This window comes from Rhizobium sp. LEGMi-198b, assembly GCF_054114205.1.
Genome location: NZ_JBSYVH010000002.1, coordinates 1,208,122 through 1,228,163 on the forward strand (window position 1 = coordinate 1,208,122; position 20,042 = coordinate 1,228,163).

18 protein-coding genes are annotated in these 20,042 nt (G+C 60.0%); 7 read left to right on the forward strand and 11 right to left on the reverse strand.

What is annotated here, in order from left to right:
* Positions 1-19 precede the first annotated feature (19 nt).
* Together ACXHXG_RS12465 and odc2 are read right to left on the reverse strand one after the other, a co-directional pair.
* A complete protein-coding gene (locus ACXHXG_RS12465; protein WP_104824309.1) occupies positions 20-610 on the reverse strand; it encodes a GNAT family N-acetyltransferase in 591 nt (196 codons plus the stop codon).
* Between the two features lie 112 nt (positions 611-722).
* Positions 723-1,856, reverse strand: a complete 1,134-nt coding sequence (gene odc2, locus ACXHXG_RS12470) for an ornithine/lysine decarboxylase (RefSeq protein ID WP_283047433.1) — start codon at positions 1,854-1,856, stop codon at positions 723-725.
* Between the two features lie 530 nt (positions 1,857-2,386).
* Here odc2 and ACXHXG_RS12475 point away from each other — a divergent pair.
* From ACXHXG_RS12475 to ACXHXG_RS12485, 3 genes are all read left to right on the forward strand, one after another.
* Complete coding sequence (locus ACXHXG_RS12475) at positions 2,387-3,280, forward strand: LysR family transcriptional regulator (RefSeq protein WP_104824311.1); 894 nt, start codon at positions 2,387-2,389, stop codon at positions 3,278-3,280.
* A 90-nt stretch (positions 3,281-3,370) separates the two neighbouring features.
* Positions 3,371-4,027, forward strand: a complete 657-nt coding sequence (locus ACXHXG_RS12480; protein WP_199773487.1) for a DUF1007 family protein — start codon at positions 3,371-3,373, stop codon at positions 4,025-4,027.
* Entirely contained in the window at positions 4,021-5,133 is a 1,113-nt protein-coding gene (locus ACXHXG_RS12485; protein ID WP_104824313.1) for a nickel/cobalt transporter, read from the forward strand. The genes ACXHXG_RS12480 and ACXHXG_RS12485 overlap by 7 nt, the downstream gene beginning before the upstream one ends.
* A gap of 9 nt (positions 5,134-5,142) precedes the next feature.
* Here the strand turns inward: ACXHXG_RS12485 and ACXHXG_RS12490 are convergent, their stop codons facing one another.
* From ACXHXG_RS12490 to ACXHXG_RS12500, 3 genes are all read right to left on the reverse strand, one after another.
* Complete coding sequence (locus tag ACXHXG_RS12490; RefSeq protein ID WP_457899437.1) at positions 5,143-5,358, reverse strand: hypothetical protein; 216 nt, start codon at positions 5,356-5,358, stop codon at positions 5,143-5,145.
* Positions 5,359-5,450: 92 nt separating this feature from the next.
* Positions 5,451-6,146, reverse strand: coding sequence for a tellurite resistance TerB family protein (locus ACXHXG_RS12495; RefSeq protein WP_457899438.1), 696 nt, complete (start codon positions 6,144-6,146; stop codon positions 5,451-5,453).
* Between the two features lie 184 nt (positions 6,147-6,330).
* Positions 6,331-6,969 carry a 2-dehydro-3-deoxy-phosphogluconate aldolase gene (locus ACXHXG_RS12500; protein ID WP_104824316.1) on the reverse strand — a complete coding sequence of 213 codons (639 nt, stop codon included), beginning with the start codon at positions 6,967-6,969 and terminating at the stop codon, positions 6,331-6,333.
* A gap of 160 nt (positions 6,970-7,129) precedes the next feature.
* Here ACXHXG_RS12500 and ACXHXG_RS12505 point away from each other — a divergent pair, with 160 nt between their 5' ends.
* From ACXHXG_RS12505 to ACXHXG_RS12515, 3 genes are all read left to right on the forward strand, one after another.
* A complete protein-coding gene (locus ACXHXG_RS12505; protein WP_104825212.1) occupies positions 7,130-7,615 on the forward strand; it encodes a CYTH domain-containing protein in 486 nt (161 codons plus the stop codon).
* Positions 7,593-8,501, forward strand: coding sequence for a CHAD domain-containing protein (locus tag ACXHXG_RS12510; protein WP_457899439.1), 909 nt, complete (start codon positions 7,593-7,595; stop codon positions 8,499-8,501). The genes ACXHXG_RS12505 and ACXHXG_RS12510 overlap by 23 nt, the downstream gene beginning before the upstream one ends.
* A gap of 222 nt (positions 8,502-8,723) precedes the next feature.
* Positions 8,724-11,114, forward strand: coding sequence for an arylsulfatase (locus ACXHXG_RS12515; RefSeq protein WP_457899440.1), 2,391 nt, complete (start codon positions 8,724-8,726; stop codon positions 11,112-11,114).
* Positions 11,115-11,174: 60 nt separating this feature from the next.
* Here the strand turns inward: ACXHXG_RS12515 and ACXHXG_RS12520 are convergent, their stop codons facing one another.
* Positions 11,175-11,669 (reverse strand): GNAT family N-acetyltransferase, encoded by a 495-nt coding sequence (locus tag ACXHXG_RS12520; RefSeq protein ID WP_457899518.1) that lies wholly within the window; start codon positions 11,667-11,669, stop codon positions 11,175-11,177.
* 111 nt (positions 11,670-11,780) lie between these two features.
* On the opposite strand from ACXHXG_RS12520, the gene trhO reads away from it, so the two are divergent.
* Entirely contained in the window at positions 11,781-12,725 is a 945-nt protein-coding gene (gene trhO / locus ACXHXG_RS12525) for an oxygen-dependent tRNA uridine(34) hydroxylase TrhO (protein ID WP_457899441.1), read from the forward strand.
* Positions 12,726-12,833: 108 nt separating this feature from the next.
* Here trhO and ACXHXG_RS12530 read toward each other — a convergent pair whose 3' ends face one another.
* From ACXHXG_RS12530 to ACXHXG_RS12550, 5 genes are all read right to left on the reverse strand, one after another.
* Positions 12,834-15,047 carry a bifunctional diguanylate cyclase/phosphodiesterase gene (locus ACXHXG_RS12530; RefSeq protein ID WP_457899442.1) on the reverse strand — a complete coding sequence of 738 codons (2,214 nt, stop codon included), beginning with the start codon at positions 15,045-15,047 and terminating at the stop codon, positions 12,834-12,836.
* A 109-nt stretch (positions 15,048-15,156) separates the two neighbouring features.
* Complete coding sequence (locus tag ACXHXG_RS12535) at positions 15,157-15,702, reverse strand: NADPH-dependent FMN reductase (protein ID WP_457899519.1); 546 nt, start codon at positions 15,700-15,702, stop codon at positions 15,157-15,159.
* A 74-nt stretch (positions 15,703-15,776) separates the two neighbouring features.
* Positions 15,777-17,150 (reverse strand): GH1 family beta-glucosidase, encoded by a 1,374-nt coding sequence (locus ACXHXG_RS12540; protein ID WP_457899443.1) that lies wholly within the window; start codon positions 17,148-17,150, stop codon positions 15,777-15,779.
* Positions 17,151-17,343: 193 nt separating this feature from the next.
* Positions 17,344-18,531 (reverse strand): Gfo/Idh/MocA family protein, encoded by a 1,188-nt coding sequence (locus tag ACXHXG_RS12545; protein ID WP_457899444.1) that lies wholly within the window; start codon positions 18,529-18,531, stop codon positions 17,344-17,346.
* Between the two features lie 319 nt (positions 18,532-18,850).
* Positions 18,851-19,903: a sugar phosphate isomerase/epimerase family protein gene (locus tag ACXHXG_RS12550; RefSeq protein WP_457899445.1), complete on the reverse strand. Its 1,053-nt coding sequence runs from the start codon at positions 19,901-19,903 to the stop codon at positions 18,851-18,853.
* Between the last annotated feature and the right edge of the window lie 139 nt (positions 19,904-20,042).

A 20,042-nucleotide genomic window follows, 5' to 3' on the forward strand; every position in this document is an offset into this window, starting at 1 on the left:
CGAAGGCGGATTTGAAACCTCAGGCCGCCTTGGCGACCGGCGGCTGGGCCAGCTTGCGGCCGCTGGCGACGATCATGCCGACGGCACTGCCCAGCCAACCATCCTTGAGTTCCAGCGCGAGGAAACGGTCGCGCTGGAATGGGCCAGGCATGACCAGATGGCGCGCCTTTTCGGCGAAGAAGCCGAAACGCTCGTAATAGGGTGCATCGCCGACGAGCAGGACAGCGCCATGGCCGCGCTTCTTGGCTTCGAGGATGGCGGCACGCATCAGCGCCGAGCCGACACCCTTGCCTTCGTGGGCGCCATCGACCGCCAGCGGGCCGAGCAGCAGCGCATCGACCGGGCGGGTCTCACGATCGACGCCAGCTTCGACGTTCCACAGGCGAACGGTGCCGATGACATGGCCGGCGCGATCGCGGGCGACAAGCGCCAGGCCCTCGGCCGGAACGCGGCCACGGCGAAGCTTTTCGGACGACTTCTTGCGGCGATCGGCGCCCATGACGCGATCAAGCAGATTTTCGCGAGCGACGACATCACCTGCGTTTTCCAGGTCGAGGGTGAAAGTGGACGGCGCAAAGAATGCGCGGACAGAATCAAGAACAGCGGCCATCTCGGCCTCCCGTGCCCAATACCGTTATCAGCGGTGCTAAAGGGAATTGTGAGTGTGTCGCCCCGGCTGGCTACGGGGGCGGCTTTGTCGGAGTTTAGATCCTTACGGGATCTTAGATGATGTAGGCCTTCAGCGGGTCGAAGCCGTTGAACGCTACAGCCGAGTAGGTCGTCGTATAGGCGCCCGTGCCTTCAATCAGGACCTCGTCGCCGATCGTGAGCGTCACGGGCAGCGGATAGAGGTTCTTCTCGTAGAGCACGTCGGCCGAATCGCAGGTCGGACCGGCAATGATGCAGGCTTCCATCTCGTCGGCGTCGCGCTCGGTGCGGATCGGATAGCGGATCGCCTCGTCCATGGTTTCGGCGAGACCACCGAATTTGCCGATGTCGAGGAAGACCCAGCGAGCGGCATCGTTGTCCGACTTCTTCGAAATCAGGACGACTTCAGCCTTGATCACGCCGGCATTGCCGACCATGCCGCGGCCCGGCTCGATGATGGTGTGCGGGATCTGGTTGCCGAAATGGGCGCGCAGAGCCGCAAAGATCGCCTTGCCGTATGCTTCCGCCGACGGAACGTCACGCAGGTACTTGGTCGGGAAACCGCCGCCCATGTTGACCATCTGCAGGTGAATGCCCTGCTTGGCGAGCGAGACGAAGACGCGCTTGGCATCGGCGAGAGCCGCATCCCAGGCATCGACCTTGGTCATCTGCGAGCCGACGTGGAACGACACGCCGTAGGATGCCAGACCGAGCTGATGGGCATAGACGAGAACGTCGACAGCCATCTGCGGAACGCAGCCGAACTTGCGCGACAGCGGCCATTCGGCACCTTCGCCATCCGTCAGAACGCGGCAGAACACACGAGCGCCGGGAGCGGCACGGGAAATCTTCTCGACTTCCTCGTGGCTGTCGACGGCAAAGAGGTTGATACCGAGTGCATGCGCACGGGCGATATCGCGTTCCTTCTTGATCGTGTTGCCGAAGGAGATGCGGGCAGCGGTCGCACCGGCGTCGAGCGCCATTTCGATTTCAGCGACGGACGCGCAATCGAAGTTGGAGCCGAGGCTTGCCAGCAGGCGCAGCACTTCCGGAGCCGGGTTGGCCTTGACGGCGTAATAGATGGCGCTGTCCGGCATGGCATGACGGAAGGCGTGAAAATTGTCGCGGACGACATCGAGATCAACCACCAGGCAGGGACCGTCCGGACGTCGGGTAGCGAGAAAGTCGCGAATACGTTGCGTGGTCATGTCAATTCCCTTTTCAATTCCAAAAGCTCCGGGAAAAAGACCCAGAGGACAAAGGGCGACGCTCATTCGCTCAGGTACCAGCCGGTGGAGACCCCGGAACCGTGCAAATGCGCGAAGCGCGGATGATGAACGAGTGCCGCAAGCGGCGCTAATTCGCTTTGTCTGCCATGGATTGGAGGGATAATCCCAACCGCACTTCCGGCAATGAAGGTGTGCCTCTTCAGTAACCCCGGCTGATGGAAAGCCGGGAGAGAACAAAAAGGCCCGCACCGTCGTTGCTTCAGATGTCCTCGCATTTTCCGGTTGGCCGGAATAGCGACTGGAGGGGTTAATTCCAGGTACCTTACCGATTTTCTCACCACATCGAGGATCGGCGGACACCCACGGGCACGTGCGACTTTGGGCTGAACCCGAAATAGGAATATTCGCCGACATAATCAAGAATTTTTTTCGCCTATGCCCGAAAAAAATAATTGAACAAATCGGCGCATTTTGTTCAATAACTTGCGACAGTTAACGAGGGCTTCGCCATGGACACTTTGACCCGGATTCGCGCCTTCATCGACGTGGTCGAAGCAGAAGGTTTCTCCGCGGCCGCCAGGAAAACCGGACGCTCCAAGGCGCTGCTCTCCAAATATGTCCGAGAACTCGAAGATGAGCTTGGCGCGCTTCTGCTCAATCGCACCACCCGGCAATTCTCGATGACCGAGGCCGGCCACACCTATTACCGCACCGCTTCCGACATATTGAAAGAAATCGACAATCTCGCCGATCTCGTGCGCGAGAACAATCAGCAGCTTAAAGGGCGGCTTCGTGTTTCCGTGCCGCGTACCTTTGTCGACGCCGATGTCGGGCAATCGCTGATCGACTTCGCCAGGGAGAACCCCGATCTCGCGCTGGAGATCGCCGCCGAAGATCGATTCGTCGATCTGATCGAGGAAGGCTTCGACGTTGCAGTGCGCGTCACCAAGCTTGAGGATTCCGGCATGATCGCCCGCAAGATCTCGGATTTCCGCGTTCATCTTTGTGCAACCCAGGAATTCCTCGATCGTTATCCGACGCTGGAGCATCCGAGCGATCTTGCGCGTGTGCCTTTCATTATCGACACCAACAATCGCTCACAGGGCAATGTTCGCTTCGTCGATGCCGACAGCTCGACCTTTAATGTCGCGATCAATGGCACGCTCGAAGTCAATAGCCCGCATGCGACGCTGCGCGCGGCTTTGGCAAGCTTGGGCATTGCCGTCGTGCCGGACTTCATCGGCCGCAAGGCGATCGAAAGCGGGCAGTTGCTGACGCTGTTCAACGATTATCTTCCGACCGATCGCGGCATTTATGCTGTCTATCCGCACCGTCGTTATCTCCCGGCCAAGGTGCGCATCTTCGTCGACTACCTCCATAGCTGGTTCCGCAAGCACGGCTGAGCCCTTCAGCTCTGCCGACCGGTCCCAATTCCGTCTCATTTCCTGACCAGAAGTCGAGGTGAATCAATGCTCACGAAGCACATCGGACGCATGAGAAAATCCACGCCTATCTCTATTGCCGCCCTCGCCGGAGGTCTGATGCTCGCGCCTGTTGCGGCATCGGCGCATCCGCATATCTTCGTGGAAGCGCGGCTGGAAGTGCTGGCCGGCTCCGACGGCGCCGTGCAGGAGCTACGCAATGTCTGGCGCTTCGACGAGGTCTTCTCCTCCTCAGTGCTGATGGATTTCGACAAGAACACCAATCTGAAGCTCGATCCGGACGAGCTCAAGGAAGTCGGCAAAACGGTGCGCGATTCGCTCGCCGACTATGACTACTACACAAACCTGACGCTGAACGGCAAAGCCATCAAGGTGAACAAGCCCGACATCATCAATGTCGACTACAGGGACGGCCAGCTCCTGATGTTTTTCGCCGTCAAGCCGTCCGAACCGATGCCGCTCAAGGGCAACAAGCTGAGCTTTGGCATCTACGATCCAACACTCTATACCTCGATCGATTTTCCCAGCGACAATGAGCTGGTGACAGAGGGCGATGGCTTCAAAGGCTGCACGCAAAAGGTCGTGCGCCCCAATCCGGACGAGGTCATCGCCGAAAACAAGTCGACTTTGACGGATGCCTTCTTCAACGATCCGACGGGAACGACCATGTCGAAGCTCTTCGCAACGCGGTTAGACGTTCAATGCTGACGTTCCGGATAGCGCGGTTGCTTCCGGCTATGGCCCTCGCCTTCCTAGCGATGGCAAGCCTCGCCCACGCCACCGGATCGCCGCTCGGTATCGGCACGGCGGAGCCGAGCTTCCAGCCGGTCGGAGGGCCGCTGGCGCCGATCTTTCTCTATGTGAATTACGAGCAGCAGGCCTTCTATCGGGCGCTCACCAAATCCATCGAGGCCATGCGCCAGGACCCTTGGCAGCTCTGGACGCTGATCGGCCTCTCCTTCGCCTACGGCATCTTCCATGCCGCCGGCCCCGGCCATGGCAAGGCCGTCATCTCCTCCTACATGGTCGCCAACGAGATCGAGCTGAAGCGCGGCATCATCATCTCGTTCATTTCGGCCTTCATCCAGGGCCTCGTCGCCGTCCTCGTCGTCGGTGCCGCTTATTTCGTGCTGCGCGGCTCGGGCATCACCATGACGATGGCCACCAATGCGATGGAGATCACCAGCTTCGTGATGGTGATTATCTTTGGCGGCTGGCTGCTGTTCCGCAAGCTGCGCTCGATGATCCAGGCCCGGCCACAGCGCCAGGAAGTGCAGCTCGCGACATCGGTCGGCCCGATCAGCATGTCGCTATTCGAAGATGCTCCGAACGGCTCCGCTCCCGCCCAAAGGCTATCGCACTTCCGCGCAGCGCCGCAGACGGGCAACCGCTATAATTGTGACGATCCGACGCATGATGCGGGCAATGGCATGGTCTGCGAGACCTGCGGCCATTCGCATCTGCCGGATCCGAAAATGCTGTCGAATGAAAATTTCAGTGTCCGCGAGGCCTGGTCGGCGATCATCACCGTCGGCTTGCGCCCCTGTTCCGGCGCCCTGCTGGTCATGACCTTCTCGATGCTGAACGGGCTCTATCTCGGCGGCTTGCTATCCGTCATCGCCATGTCGGTCGGCACGGCGCTGACCGTGTCGCTGCTCGCCATCATCGCTGTCTTCGCCAAGGGCACCGCCGTGCACTTCACCGGTCGCGGCTCGAGGCTCTCGATGTGGGTCGGCAATGGCATTGAGATTCTTGGCGCGCTGCTGGTCATCTGCACCGGCATCGTTCTGCTCGGCGCATCGCTGCAGACTTGACCCTGCGGACTACCGGCTGTTGCGCCTCTGGTAGCGGGCTCTCAACCAGAAGACCAGGAAGAAGGCGAGAATGACGAGGACGCCGAAGCCGGTGCCGAGCCATGGCGAAACATCGCCGAGCCGGACGATCACATCAGGCATCAGGTACAACAGCACCATGGCGGCCAGCAGGATGATGGCGGCGGCGATCGCCGTGGAGCGAGTTTCGCTTTTCTTATCCGTCAAAATGGCCAATCCTCCGCGCACTGCTGCTTACTTTCCGGCGAAGGCTTAGGCCAGCCGCCCGCGAAAGGCAACCGGCCCTTTCCTGGCAACGATCAGACCTTGGCGCTCACGACCGTCGCTTCGATGTGATCGACCAGCGCGTCGGGGAGACCGAGCCGGCCGGCGAGAAGATCGAGATAGCCGCGCTCCGCCCGCGAATCCGGCTCGATCGCCAGGCGCGACGCAGCGTAGACCTGCACGCGCTGCTCTTCCGTTTGCGCCGATGCGACGATGGCGTCGAGATCGACGGGATTGGCAAGCTCGCGCTCGAAAAAGGCTTCCGCTTCAGCACCGACGCCCGCTTCGTGCACCTTGCCGAGAATATGCTGCCGCTCGGCATCGTCGATATGCCCATCGGCGCGAGCCGCAGCGATCATGGCGCGGACCAGCGAAAGTGCAAAATCATTGCTGGCAATCGCCGGCGCAGTGCTGAAGCCGGAATTGGAAGGCGGCGGCAGAAATTGCGGCTCCGCCTGCTGGGCAGGCTGTGGTGCATTGCCGGCCTGATAGTTCTTGTAGGCCTGATAGCCGAGCCCGGCGATGGCGGCGAGACCACCGAGCGTCAGTACGTTGCCGGCAATGTCGCGGCCAGTCTTCGTGCCCAGCAGCACGCCGGCAATAGCGCTGGTCGCCAGCGGATTGTCCCTGGCGAGATTGATGGCCTCGCTCGCCTTGTCTCTCACGCTTCCCTGCATTCCCGGAACTTGCGATCCGAGGAACTGGTCCAGAAGCTTGCGGGCGTCGATCATGTGGATGGTCCTCCGTCCTTTGTGGAGCATGATCCCAGTACGCAGCGGTTTTGGGACGAGATCATGCGCAAACGAAATTGCGAGAGGGAGATAGGAAGGTAGGACCGCAAATACAAATCCGCTGAAAAGCAAAAAAGGCGCGCATGAAGCCATGCACGCCCTTTAATCGACTTTTCAGGAAGGCTCAGCCCTTCAGCGCGGCGGCTTCGGCGGCGAGCTTGGTGATCCCGGCCCAATCGCCGGCCGCGACCAGTTCCTTCGGCGCAACCCAGGAGCCGCCGACACAGATGACGTTCGGCAGCGACAGGTAATCATGGGCGTTCTTCAGCGAAATGCCGCCGGTCGGGCAGAACAGCGTGCCGGCCAGCGGCGAAGACAGTGCCTTCAGATAGGCAGCGCCGCCAGCCTGTTCGGCCGGGAAGAACTTCAGCACCTTGTAGCCTTCCTCACGCAGCGCCATGACTTCGCTCGCCGTCGCCGCACCCGGCAGCAGCGGAACGTGGGAGGTGCGGGCCACATCAAGAAGTTCCTGCGTGGTGCCGGGGCTGACGATGAATTTGGAGCCGGCCTCGACGGCAGCTTCCCACTGCGCGACGTTCAGGATCGTGCCGGCGCCCACTTCGGCGCCTTCGACTTCCTCGGCGACGGCCCGAACGGCATCCAGTGCACCGGCGGTCCGCAGCGTAATCTCGATCGCCTTCAAGCCGCCGGCGACAAGCGCGCGGGCGAGCGGAACGGCCGACTTCGCATCTTCCACGATGAGGACGGGGACGACAGGCTGCAGTTTCAGGATGGAAAGAAGCTTTTCGGTTTTCTCGCCCATGGTCGGCGTGCTCCCTTAAAACGATTGAAATCCGGTTTCCGAATAGCCTTCCCGAGGGTCCTTGTCGAGACAAAAGCTAAGTTTGAATACAACGGGTAGGAAATGCCGATAAGTTACGTTAGTCTATTTAAATGGGATGCGGGCGGAGCATGTCGAGCATATGGCAAAAGAGATCGAGCGAAAGTTTCTGGTCCGTGGCGATCATTGGCGAGACCTCGTTTCCGAGAAACTCACCTTACGGCAGGCCTATGTCGCCTCGATGGACGACCGTTCCGTTCGCGTTCGCCTGACGAACCACACGGTCGCGACCCTGACGATGAAGATCGGCAAGGCGATGATCCGGGATGAATTCGAATATGAAATCCCCGTCGCCGATGCCGAAGAGCTGCTCGGCAACGCCATCGGTCTGGTCATAGAAAAAATCCGCTACAAGGTTCCCTTCAAGGGCTTCGTCTGGGAAGTCGACGTTTTTCGGGGCATGCACCGCGGCCTGGTGATCGCCGAAGTCGAGATGGAGGACGAAAGCGACGATCCGGAATTGCCGGACTGGATTGGCCGCGAGGTGACCGGCGAATACCGCTACTCCAACCAGGCGCTCGCGACGCAATTCGAACAGGAATACGATGAGTTATCGCATTCGGCCTGACAAGGCCTTTGATAACGAGGTACAAGCCGCCGCCGCGCAACAGCTCAACAGGGTAATTGCAGCTCTCACCGACCGGCCGGAGGGATTGCACGAGGCGGTGCACACGGCACGCAAGCACATCAAGCGCGTACGCGCGCTCTATCGGCTGATTGCCTGGCGTGCGCCAGAGTTCCAGCAACAGGAAAACGACAGGCTACGGGAGATGGCGCGAACGCTTTCCAGCGTGCGCGACGCCACCGCCTTGATCGAGGCCAGCCACTATCTGCACGAGACGGCGACATCCGAGGACGAGGCCCAGGCGCTTGCCCGGGTGATTGACGTGCTCACGGTCCGACGCGACCGATTATCGCAGGAGGAAACCGATCTCGAAGAGAAGGCGGAAAATGCAATCGCCACCTGCCGCAAAGCATTGGAAGCGCTGAAAGCTGCCTCCTTCGGCAGCGGCCGGCGCCAGACCGCGCGCATCTTTCAAAATAGCTGGCGCAAGACCGGGCGCAAGGCGACAAAGGCACTCTCCGAATGCCATGCCGAAGCCCATACCGACCAATTTCACGAGTTGCGCAAACGCAGCCAGGATTGCTGGATGCATCATGCGCTGCTGCGCGACATCTGGCCGGCGGCCATGCACGCAAAACAGCTCGAAGCCAAGGCGCTGGTCGATGTGCTCGGCCGCTATCTCGATCTGTCGATACTATCCGAGGTCACCGATCGCGAGCCGCATCTCTTCAACGGCAGCGACGACCGCGCCCGCCTGCTGGAGGCAATCATCTCCCGCCAGCAATCCGCCCGCCAGGAAGCACTGACCAAAGCGCGCTGGATTTTCGCCGACGAGCCGAACCGGGAAGCGCGGACGATCAAACGGCTTTGGCTGGAAGCGGGGGATTGAGGAAATCAATTCCATCAGCCAGAAACGGCTAGCAATTCCTCTCCATTTGCAGCGACCACCCCGAGCGACAACTTAAAGTTAAAGATAACTACCACATACACGTGCCGGCAGTGCCATAACGGCCCCGACGTGTCAGCGACTGCGTCTCATTAACCGTAACGTACTTGTTACTTTTCAGCATCGTGCCAACGTTTCGACTTCATCGGGTTGGAGGACACGACGATGTTGAGAATTGGAACATTATTTCTCGCCACACTGAGTTTAACCACCATTTCACTCGACCGAGCAAGCGCCCAACAGGTCACAGGCGAACCTGGTTCGCCCAGCGCAACGACAACGATCGACGGAAGATATCTTCCGAACCCGCCCGCGGCATTTGGCGGACAAATTGGCCTCGACGCCAAGAACTCCAAACCTTATTGGCCGCCGCAGATTGTGCCCCCCAAGGGCGCGCCGAATATCCTGCTCATCATGACCGATGATGCGGGTTACGGCGTTGCTGGCACTTTCGGCGGCGTCATCCCGACGCCTGCCCTGGATCGCGTTGCGAAAGCGGGCCTGCGCTACACGCAGTTCCATTCGACAGCGCTCTGTTCTCCGACGAGGGCAGCGCTGATTACCGGACGAAACCATCATTCGTCGGGTTTCGGGGTCATTTCCGAGCAGGCAACCGGTTACCCCGGTTACGATTCCGTCATTGGGGTAAACAACGCCACGATCGGTGAAATTCTGAAGCAGAACGGCTTTGCAACGTCTTGGTTCGGCAAGAACCATAACACCCCTGCTTTCCAATACAGCAGTGCCGGGCCGTTCGATCAATGGCCCGTGGGGATGGGCTTCGAATATTTCTACGGCTTCATGGGCGGCGACAGCAACCAATGGACTCCATACTTGTTCCAAAACACGACCCAGATTTTCCCCTGGGTTGGCAAGCCGGACTACAACCTTATCACGGACGAAGCCGACAATGCCATCGACCATATCAAGCAACTGAATGCAGCCGCTCCTGACAAACCGTTCTTCGTCTATTTCGTACCCGGAGCTACCCATGCGCCTCACCATCCGACCCAGGAGTGGATAGACAAGTTCAAAGGCAAGTTCGACATGGGTTGGAACGAAATGCGCGAACAGATTTTCGCCAACCAGAAGCGGCTCGGGGTCATTCCCGCGAATACGCAGCTAACCCCATGGCCTGACGACCTGCCGAAGTGGGACAGCTTAGATGCCGACAGCAAGAAGCTGTTTGCACGACAGGCTGAGGTTTTCGCCGCCTATGTCGCCTATTCCGATCACGAGATCGGAAGAGTGATCCAGGCGGTCGACGACCTGGGCAAGCTCGATAACACGCTTGTCATCTACATCGAAGGCGACAACGGTACGAGTGCCGAAGGCAGCACTCTTGGCACCCCCAACGAATTGATCACCATCGAGGGTATGCAGATTCCGGTCGCGGATCAGATGAAGTTCTACGACGTCTGGGGTTCCGACAAGACGTATCCGCATATGTCGGTGGCCTGGTCCTGGGCCTTTGACACGCCGTTCAAATGGACGAAGCAGGTCGCCTCGCATTTCGGCGGTACGAGGCAGGGCATGGCGATGGCCTGGCCAGCACGGATCAAGGAAGCCGGTGGCATCCGCAGTCAGTTCCACCATGTGATCGACATCGTTCCCACCATTCTCGAGGCGACTGGAATCCAACCTCCTGTCATGGTCAACGGCGTGGCGCAAAAGCCGATCGAAGGTGTCAGCATGGCCTATAGCTGGGACAATGCCCAAGCCCCGTCGGCGCGCACGACGCAGTATTTCGAGATGTTCGGTAACCGCGCGATCTATAATGACGGCTGGATCGCAGCCACGAGGCCGCCCGCAGCGCCTTGGCTGATGGGCACGACCAAAATGCCCGACGTCGTCGATGGCTACAAATGGGAATTGTACAACCTCACGGAGGATTTTTCGGAAAACAACGATCTCGCCGCCAAGATGCCGGACAAGCTGCACGAGATGCAGGAATTGTTTCTCATGGAAGCGGCGAAATACAATGTCTTCCCGCTTGATAACTCTATCCTGGAGCGTCTCCTCACCCCGCGGCCGAGTGCCACGGCCGGGCGAAATAACTTCACCTATTCAGGCGTGATATCCGGTATTCCGTCCAGCAACGCTCCGAGCATCGTGAACAAATCGTACACGATCACCGCGGAGGTGGAGATACCGCAGGGTGGTGGTGAAGGCATGCTTGTCACCACGGGTGGACGCTTTGGCGGATACGGTTTCTATCTGCTCAAAGGCAAGCCGGTGTTCCTGTACAATTTTGTCGATATGGAGCGCTTTCGCTGGGAAGGTCATGACGCCTTGGCACCCGGCAAGCACACCCTTGTGTTCGATTTCAAATCCGACGGCCCCGGTTTCGGCAAGGGCGGAACGGGCGTCCTCAAAGTGGATGGTAGCGAGGTTGCCAACGAGAAAATTCCGCACACAATTCCAGCGCTGATGCCGTGGGATGAGACCTTCGATGTGGGGGTCGATACGCGGACAGGCGTAGAGGACAACGACTATCAGGTGCCGTTCCCCTTCAATGGAAATATCGGAAAACTGGAAGTGGCGTTGCAGCCGTAGACAATGCAGGACGGGGGGACATTGATATCGATGTCTCCTCAATCCCGCTGCAGCCGCCTCTCAGAGAAATTTCTCCATCCGGAGATTTTCGAGCGTTTGCCCGCGCTTTTCCACCGTCTGCGATGACAGGACGCTGAAGCCTCGTCTTTCGAAGAACGGTCTAGCGGTAAGGCTTGCCTCTGTAAAAATGCGCTCAAGCCCTTGCCTTTTTGCCTCCATCTCGATCGTTGCGAGGAGCAAACTAGCTGCACCGATGCCTTGATAATCGGGATGGACAAACATCATATCCAGGAGCCCATCGGGCACCAGATCCGCAAATCCGATCGACACGTCCCCATATTGGACGATCCAGGCCGGCCGGCTTGACCGTCGTTTCGCCCACGCGTCCCTGTCTTCCACCTTGGCCCAGGCGTCGATTTGAGCTTGGTTGTAGTCCTTCGACGCCACCTCCCGGATTGCTCTCAGGAATATGTCCATGGTCAGATCGGCATCCGCGGGGACATATGGTCTTACCATCAGCATGTTGTCAGACACATCAACCTCATCGCCGCGCATCGATCGTTGCTGCACACAAACCCAGACTAGCACGAGTCGTATAACGGCCACCGTAATGCCGTGAGATAAATCCCGATTGCCTGCCGGCGCGCAAAATTGTATTTCCGCGGCATGACCGACATCCTTTCCACTCCACGGCATGAGGCAGGGGGCGCGTTCCTCGTTGCCGCCCTCTATCATTTCGCCTCCTTCCCGCGCTTCGAAGCCCTGCGCGAGCCGCTGCTTGCGCTCTGTGAAGCAAACGGCGTCAAGGGCACGCTGCTGCTCGCCCATGAGGGCATCAACGGCACCATCGCCGGCACCGATGCAGGCATTGGCGCCGTCCTCTCCCTCCTGCGCGCCCAGCCGGAATTTTCGACGCTGGAGCACAAGGAAAGCCGGGCCTCGAAAATGCCCTTCGTCCGCATGAAGGTGAAGCTGAAGAAAGAGATCGTCACCATGGGCGTCGAGAACATCGACCCCACCAAGATCGTCGGCACCTATGTCGCGCCGCAGGAGTGGAACGCGCTGATCTCCGACCCCGACACCATCGTCATCGACACACGCAACGACTACGAGACGGCAATCGGCGTGTTCAAGGGCGCGGTCGATCCGAAGACGAAGACATTTCGCGAATTTCCGGAATGGGTGCGCCAGAACGAGGGTCTGCACAACAAGCCGAAGATTGCTATGTATTGCACCGGCGGTATCCGCTGCGAGAAGGCGACTGCCTTCATGAAGGAGCAGGGTTTCGACGAAGTTTACCACCTCAAGGGCGGCATTCTGAAATATCTCGAAGAAGTGCCCGCCGAGGAAAGCCTGTGGGAAGGCGCCTGCTTCGTCTTCGACGAGCGCGTCTCCGTCGAACATGGCCTGAAGGAAGGCAACCACAAGCTCTGCCATGCCTGCCGCAACCCGATCACTGCGGAAGAGGTCACGTCACCCTTCTATGAAGCCGGCGTCTCCTGCAGCCATTGCTATCACGACCGCACTGAGGAAGACCGCAAGCGCTTCCGCGAGCGCCAGCGCCAAGTGATGCTCGCCCGCAAGCGTGGCCAGGAGCATATTGGCGGCTAAAGCGCATCGCGATCTCTGGGATTCGCCCTTGCGCTTTAGGTTCTTGATTTTGCGCATGTCGTTATCGCAAAACCGCTGCACACTTTTGCGCGACATGCTTTAGGGAATTTAGGCGGCTGCGTCGCGCTCGACGTCGAGCACGCGAGCCGTCTGCGCCATCAGCCGCTTGCTGATCTCGGCTTCCGGCAGCGGTTTGCCGAAGAAATAGCCCTGCAGCTCGTCGCAACCGAAGTGCTCCAGGGCGGCCCCCTGCTCTTTCGTCTCGATGCCTTCCGCCGTCACGGGGATGTCGAGCGAACGCGCCAAAGCCACCGTTGCCTGCAGCATCTCGCGGGCGCGGCTGTCTTCCAGCACATCCATGGTCAGCGACCGGTCGATCTTGATGCGGTCGAAGCCGAATTGGCGGAGATAGCCGATCGACGAGAAGCCCGAGCCGAAATCGTCCAGAGCCACCTTGACCCCAAGCCGTTTCAGCCGCTCGATCGATTGGCGGGTGCGCTCCGGATTCTGGATAATGTAGCCTTCGGTGATTTCCAGCGTGACGCGCTCGGCTTCGATCTCCGTATGGTTCAGGACATGCCGGACATAGTCGGCGAAAGCGGGATTGCGGAATTGTCCGGGCGAGACATTGACTGCAATCCGCAGATCCGGCCATTGCCGCGCCGTCTCGCAGGCTTTTCTTAGTACGAACAGCCCGAGTGCTTCGATCAAACCACTGGTTTCGGCGACGGGAATGAAGGCTTCAGGCGAAATCGGCCCGTGACCCGGCCTGTTCCAGCGCACCAACGCCTCGACGCCAGTGATCTCATGGCTCGTGGCGTCGACCAGCGGCTGGTAGGCGAGCGTCAGCTCTTCTTTTTCGATGGCATTGCGCAGATCCAGTTCCAGTGCATTGCGCTCCTCGCGATCGGCATCCATCGCCGTCTCATAGCAAGCCATACGGGCGCGTCCGGCTTCCTTGGCCTTGTACATGGCTAGGTCGGCGCGGCGCACCAGCTCCTCGCGGCCGATGCGGCCCTCCGGCGAGCTGGCAATGCCGATACTGGCGCCGACGACCACCACGCGGCGACCGATCTCCAGCGGCTCGGCAAAGAAATCCAGCACCTGCTCGGCAAGCCTGAGCGCCGGCGCATCGTTCAGTTCCTTGGTCGGAAAGGCGACGGCGAATTCATCGCCGCCGAGCCGCGCAAGAATCGCCTTCGGCGGGATAAGCACATTCAACCCGGCTGCGACGGCGCGGATCAACTGGTCGCCAGTGCCGTGGCCATAGGAGTCGTTGATTTCCTTGAAGCCATCGAGGTCGAGATAGAGCAACAGGACATTGCTGCCATCGGCGCGGGCGCTCTCGACCAGCCGGTCGACATCGAGACGAAGACCCTCGCGATTGAGGAGGCCGCTGAGCCGGTCTCTGAGCGAGCCCTGCCGCGCCAGCACCTCTTCCGCCCTGAGCCGGCGTCCTGCCAGAGACCCCAGAATCAGCAGCACCAAGAAGAACATGCCGACCAGGCCGAGTGCACCAACCACCAGCGGACGGGCCTGTTGATAGCTGACGTCACCAGGCCCGCGCGAGGTCCAGACCAGCCGCCCGAGCGGCTTGCCGAGCGGATCGACGATCGAAACGGCATAGCGCGCAATCGTATCCGGCGGCACCAGCTTGAGGCCGCTGATGACATAGGTATTGGAAAGCATCTTGATCTTGGCCGCATCGAGATGCCGGACGAAGATCAGATAGCGGCGCTTGCCTTCCGGCACGGGGATTCGGCCGGATTTTTCGCGGATTGTCCCCACGCCAACGGCGGCGATGCCCTTATTGGTCATCACATAGCCGCTCGCCTCCGGAACGCTGGTCACCCGCGCCTTGCGCACCTGATCCACCAAGGCCCAGAGCGAGGGACCGAAGACATCCTCGATCCTGTCGGTCATCGGCTTGCCGTCCTGATAGGCAATAATCGGCTTGTTATTGTCGTCGACCACCAGCGCCATGTCGAACAGGGCGCCATCCGAGGACATCTCGCCGTAGTTGCCGGCGATCCAGTCCTGGTCGTTTTCATCATAGACATTTCTGGCGGCCGTGTTGCGCGCAGCATAGTCATGCAGCGTGGCATCGAGCAGGCCTTCGAAGGTCTTCAGCGCACCGGCAGTGGTTTCCCAGGAGCGTTCATCATCCAATTTGTTGGAATAGTCCGCGACGCGGCCGATCGCTGTCAGCACCATCAAGGTAACCACAGTGACCACCAAAGCGAACGAAAACAAAACGGCCGTCACGATGGAATGACGACCGATTTGCGTATTCCGCTGGATTGACTTGAAAACTGCACCCAACGCACTTCTCCTTGACTTTGGAGTGTGCCGTCAGGTCTTCAAGAAACGGTTAAAGCGAGCCTACGATTCTTGCAGGAAATGGTTGTATATTTATCGGTATCGCAGGCATTCATGCGGATGAGCGGATCGCCTGTGCAAAACGATCGAGGCTGGCTTGCAACGTGCCGTTCTGTTGCGCCTCCGCCAGGATCGTCGCCTGCGCCTCATCGCTCTTGCCGGCCAGCGGCACGCGCAGAAAAGCCTCCGGCACGATGCGGAGCGACATTGTCTTCAGCACCTCGGTCAGTTGTTCCAGCACAAGATCGCCGCGATGCGAGGCATGCGCAAACATCAGCGGCTTGAACGGCACTTCGTCGCGCGACACCAGCCAATCCAATGCGTTCTTGAATCCGCCAGGAATGCCATGGGCATATTCCGGGCAAGAGACGATCACCCCGTCTACATCGCGGATTTTCGCGGCAAAGGTTTCGACAATAGGAGGCGTCCTGTCGCCCTCATGATCCGGATTGAAGATCGGCAGGCTGCCGATCAAATCGCAGATTTCGATGGAAACGCCGTCTGGCGAAATCAGCCGCAGGGCTTCCAGCAACCGAAGGCTGGTCGAGGCCTGCCTTTGGCTGCCGCAGAGCGCGTAGAGGGAGAGCGGACGCTGGATCATGCCCAAGGCTTATCAGGTGCCAGCGATTCGGGCGACCTTCCTCTCCTTCGGAAGGCGCCGGAAAGGCGGCATCAAGCCGCCTTGTGGTTCCCCTTCGGGAACTGGCCGGCGAGTTCACGGTACCACTTGCCGCTCTTCTTCACCGTCCGCACCTGCGTCTCGTAATCGACATGCACGAGGCCGAAACGCATGCGATAGCCTTCCGCCCATTCGAAATTATCCATCAGGCTCCAGGCGAAATAACCGCGCATGGGATAACCGTCCTTGATCAGGTCGGCGACAATGCCGAGATGGTCGATGTAGTAATCGAGGCGCGGTTGGTCGTCGACTTCACCCTTGACGACCTCCATGTTGTAGCAGGCGCCGTTTTCGGTGATGTAGCATTCCGGCAGTTCGTAGCGCTTGTAGAGGTCCTGCACGACATGCTTCAGGCCCGGCGCGTAGATTTCCCAGCCGATGTCGGTCTTCACGTCGCTCGCAGGCGGCGCTTCCTTCGTCCAGGGGAAATCGCCGCTCTTGGACGCGTCATCGACGACGCGCATCGGCATATAGTAGTTCAGCCCCCACCAATCGAGCTTCTGGTTGATGATCTTCAGATCGCCGTCCTCGACAACAGGCATGCGGTCGCCGAGTGCCTCGACGAATTCCTTCGGATACTGACCCTTGAAGATCGGATCGAAGAAGGCGCCGTTGTGGAACTGATGCGCACGCTCGACGGCGGCCTGATCCTCGGCGCTATCGGAACCCGGCAGGATCGAGGCGGCATTCAGCACGATACCGACCGGCACCTTCGGCGCGACGGCCCGGATTGCCTCGACGCCGAGACCGTGCGCGAGGTTCATGGTGTGCATGGCATAAAGCGCGGCCTGCATGTTACGCTCGCCCGGCGCATGAACGCCATAGAGATGGCTGAGCCAGACAATGCACCAAGGTTCGTTGAAGGTGGCAACCGAATCCAGGCGATCGCCGAGGCGTGCCATGACGGTCTTGGCATAACGCTGATAGGCATAGGCGGTGGAACGCGCCGTCCAGCCGCCGTCGCCGGCGAGCGTCAGCGGCAGATCCCAGTGATAGAGCGTCGCGAAGGTCTTGATGCCACGCGCCTTACAGCCATCGACGAGACGATCGTAGAAATCGAGGCCGGCTTCGTTCACCGGGCCGGTGCCGTCCGGAATGATGCGCGGCCAGGCGATAGAGAAGCGATAGGCTTCGACGCCCATGTCCTTGATCAGATCGAGATCCTGTTCCAGCCGGTTGTAGTGATCGCAGGCGACATCGCCGTTGTGCCGCTGATAGACGCGGCCCGGCATGTTCGCGAAGGCATCCCAGATCGACGGCTTGCGGCCATCCGCCTTGGTGGCGCCTTCGATCTGGAAAGCGGCAGTGGCGACGCCGAACGTGAAATCGCCCGGGAAACGGGCAGCGAAGCTCTTTGGATCAATCATGACTAATCTCGTTTCTTTCAAACGGCGGGACGGCAGTTGATGCGATCGACCGTGCTCACGATATTGGGCCCGCGCGCGGTTTAAACCAACGAAAACGTCCTTGTACAGTCCTGAAATGACAAATCTGCAACGTTGCAGTTATAAGTCGAAAAGCATGGGACGGCGGACAACCCGCCGCCCTCTTACTCGCAGATCAAAGCTTGACCCAGGCACCGTTACGCTTCGAGGAAGCAACGCAGGCCTCGACGAAAGCCACACCCTTCACACCATCATCGACGGTCGGGTAAACCACGGCCGGATCGACCGCCACGCCCTTCTTGCGGGCATTGATGGCGCGCGCAGCCTCGGTGTAGATCGTGGCGAAGGCTTCGAGATAGCCTTCCGGATGACCCGACGGAATGCGCGAGACGCGCGCCGCGGCCGCACCGGAGCCCGCACCATTGCGGGTGATCAGGCGCTTCGGCTCGCCGAACGGCGTATACCAGAGATAGTTGGGATCGGCCTGCGTCCATTCGAGGCCGCCCTTGGTGCCGTAGACGCGGACCTTCAGGCCGTTTTCATGACCCGGTGCCACCTGGCTGCACCACAGCATGCCCTTAGCCGGCTTCTCCGAACCCTTGGCTTTGAAGCGCAGCAATAGATGACCATTGTCGTCCAGACGGCGGCCTTCGACGAAACTGTCGAGATCGGCAGCGAGGCTATCGAGTTCCAGGCCGCTAACAAAAGAGGCGAGATTATAGGCATGCGTGCCGATATCGCCGGTCGAGCCACCCGCGCCGGACTGCGACGGATCGGTGCGCCAGGCCGCCTGCTTCTGGCCCGACTGCTCGATGTTTTCCGTCAGCCAATCCTGGGGATATTCTGCATGCACGATGCGGATATCTCCGAGTTTGCCATTGGCGATCATCTCACGCGCCTGCCGCACCATCGGGTAGCCGGTGTAATTATGCGTCAGGATGAACAGTGCGCCGCTTTCGTCAGCCACCTTCTTCAGCTTCTTGGCATCGGCAAGATTCGAGGTAAGCGGCTTGTCGCAGATGACGTGGATGCCGCGCTTCAGAAATTCCTTGGCGGCGTCATAGTGAACATGGTTCGGCGTAACGATTGAAACCGCCTCGATGCCGTTCTTGAGCTTGGCTTCGCGGATCGCCATATCGCGATAGCTGGAATAGGTGCGGGATGGATCGAGACCGAGATCACGGCCCGAAGCGATAGCCTTGTCCGGCGAGGCCGACAGCGCGCCGGCGACAAGATCGAACTGGTCGTCAATGCGCGCGGCGATACGGTGCACCGCACCGATAAAGGCGCCCGCGCCTCCGCCCACCATGCCAAGCCGAATGCGCGGCTCTCGCGTCTGCCCCGATGATCCTTCGATTGCCATATGGTCCTCCTGAATGAATTAGAATTCGCCCCTCGCGGGGGAAGATTGGTGCCTGCCGTTCCAAACAACCCGCCTCGCCCTTCGAGGGCCCTGCGGGCCACCTCAGGGTGAGGCTGATCTTTTGCGCCGAAACCCGCGCTTTTCCATCCGCTGATGGCCACGGATGGCTCCTATGAAAATTCGCGAAAGCCCGCTCCACCCTCATCCTGAGGTGCGGAGCCTCCTGAGCCTTGCGAAGGAGTGAAGCCTCGAAGGACGAGGTGGCCTCCACCTTCCCCGCCCCTTCGACAAGCTCAGGACGGGGAGAAGGGACCTGGCTCTAAAGCCCCAGCATGCGCCGGTTGGCCGCCTGATCCGTGCCGCTGCCGGCAAAGTCGTCGAACGCCTTTTCGGTGACGCGGATGATGTGCGACTTGACGAATTCGGCACCTTCGCGTGCGCCGTCTTCCGGATGCTTGAGGCAGCATTCCCACTCGACCACGGCCCAGCCGTCGAAATCATTGGCGGTCAGTTTCGAGAAGATCGAGCCGAAATCGACTTGGCCATCGCCCGGTGAACGGAAGCGGCCGGCGCGGTTGACCCAGCTCTGATAGCCGCCATAGACGCCCTGACGTCCGGTCGGATTGAACTCCGCATCCTTGACGTGGAACATCTTGATGCGGTCCTTGTAGATGTCGAGGTGGTCGAGATAGTCGAGGCACTGCAGGACATAGTGCGATGGGTCGTAGAGCATGTTGGCACGCGGATGGTTGCCGACGCGTTCCAGGAACATCTCGAAGGTGACGCCGTCATGCAGGTCTTCACCGGGATGGATTTCATAGGCGACATCGACGCCGCAGGAATCGGCATGGTCGAGGATCGGCGTCCAGCGGCGGGCGAGTTCGTCGAAGGCGGTTTCGACCAGCCCGGCCGGACGCTGCGGCCAGGGATAGAGGAACGGCCAGGCGAGCGCGCCGGAGAAGGTCGCATGCGCCTTGATGCCGAGATGCTTGGAAGCCGACAGTGCCATCTTCACCTGCTCGACGGCCCATTCCTGCCGGGCCTTCGGATCACCGCGCACTTCCGGCGCTGCAAAGCCGTCGAAAGCCTCGTCATAGGCCGGATGCACGGCGACGAGCTGGCCCTGCAGATGGGTGGAGAGCTCGGTGACTTCGACGCCGTTGGCGCGGGCGACGCCGGCGAATTCGTCGCAATAGTCCTTAGAGGAGGCCGCCTTCTTCAGGTCGATGAGCTGGCCTGCCCAGGTCGGCACCTGCACGCCGACATAGCCGGCGTCGGCAGCCCATTTCGTGATCGAATCCCACGAGTTGAACGGCGCCGCGTCACCGGCGAACTGGCCAAGAAACAGGCCTGGACCCTTGATCGTCTTCATGCGTAATTCCTCCCTAATTGCGTTCTGTAAACGTTTCCGATGCCTTTCCGGCCCATATCCGAGGCGGCCGGGACGCCGTAACCTCAAAAAACAATAGGGTCGTCAGGATGAAAGTCGAATGCCTTGCGACCTAATCATG

Bases quoted from the DNA above. Each gene is read 5' to 3' on its own strand.
- ACXHXG_RS12465 (WP_104824309.1), bottom strand. From the start codon at position 610: ATGGCCGCTGTTCTTGATTCTGTCCGCGCATTCTTTGCGCCGTCCACT.
- odc2 (WP_283047433.1), bottom strand. From the start codon at position 1,856: ATGACCACGCAACGTATTCGCGACTTTCTCGCTACCCGACGTCCGGAC.
- ACXHXG_RS12475 (WP_104824311.1), top strand. From the start codon at position 2,387: ATGGACACTTTGACCCGGATTCGCGCCTTCATCGACGTGGTCGAAGCA.
- ACXHXG_RS12480 (WP_199773487.1), top strand. From the start codon at position 3,371: ATGAGAAAATCCACGCCTATCTCTATTGCCGCCCTCGCCGGAGGTCTG.
- ACXHXG_RS12485 (WP_104824313.1), top strand. From the start codon at position 4,021: ATGCTGACGTTCCGGATAGCGCGGTTGCTTCCGGCTATGGCCCTCGCC.
- ACXHXG_RS12495 (WP_457899438.1), bottom strand. From the start codon at position 6,146: ATGATCGACGCCCGCAAGCTTCTGGACCAGTTCCTCGGATCGCAAGTT.
- ACXHXG_RS12500 (WP_104824316.1), bottom strand. From the start codon at position 6,969: ATGGGCGAGAAAACCGAAAAGCTTCTTTCCATCCTGAAACTGCAGCCT.
- ACXHXG_RS12505 (WP_104825212.1), top strand. From the start codon at position 7,130: ATGGCAAAAGAGATCGAGCGAAAGTTTCTGGTCCGTGGCGATCATTGG.
- ACXHXG_RS12510 (WP_457899439.1), top strand. From the start codon at position 7,593: ATGAGTTATCGCATTCGGCCTGACAAGGCCTTTGATAACGAGGTACAA.
- ACXHXG_RS12515 (WP_457899440.1), top strand. From the start codon at position 8,724: ATGTTGAGAATTGGAACATTATTTCTCGCCACACTGAGTTTAACCACC.
- ACXHXG_RS12520 (WP_457899518.1), bottom strand. From the start codon at position 11,669: ATGCGCGGCGATGAGGTTGATGTGTCTGACAACATGCTGATGGTAAGA.
- trhO (WP_457899441.1), top strand. From the start codon at position 11,781: ATGACCGACATCCTTTCCACTCCACGGCATGAGGCAGGGGGCGCGTTC.
- ACXHXG_RS12540 (WP_457899443.1), bottom strand. From the start codon at position 17,150: ATGATTGATCCAAAGAGCTTCGCTGCCCGTTTCCCGGGCGATTTCACG.
- ACXHXG_RS12545 (WP_457899444.1), bottom strand. From the start codon at position 18,531: ATGGCAATCGAAGGATCATCGGGGCAGACGCGAGAGCCGCGCATTCGG.
- ACXHXG_RS12550 (WP_457899445.1), bottom strand. From the start codon at position 19,903: ATGAAGACGATCAAGGGTCCAGGCCTGTTTCTTGGCCAGTTCGCCGGT.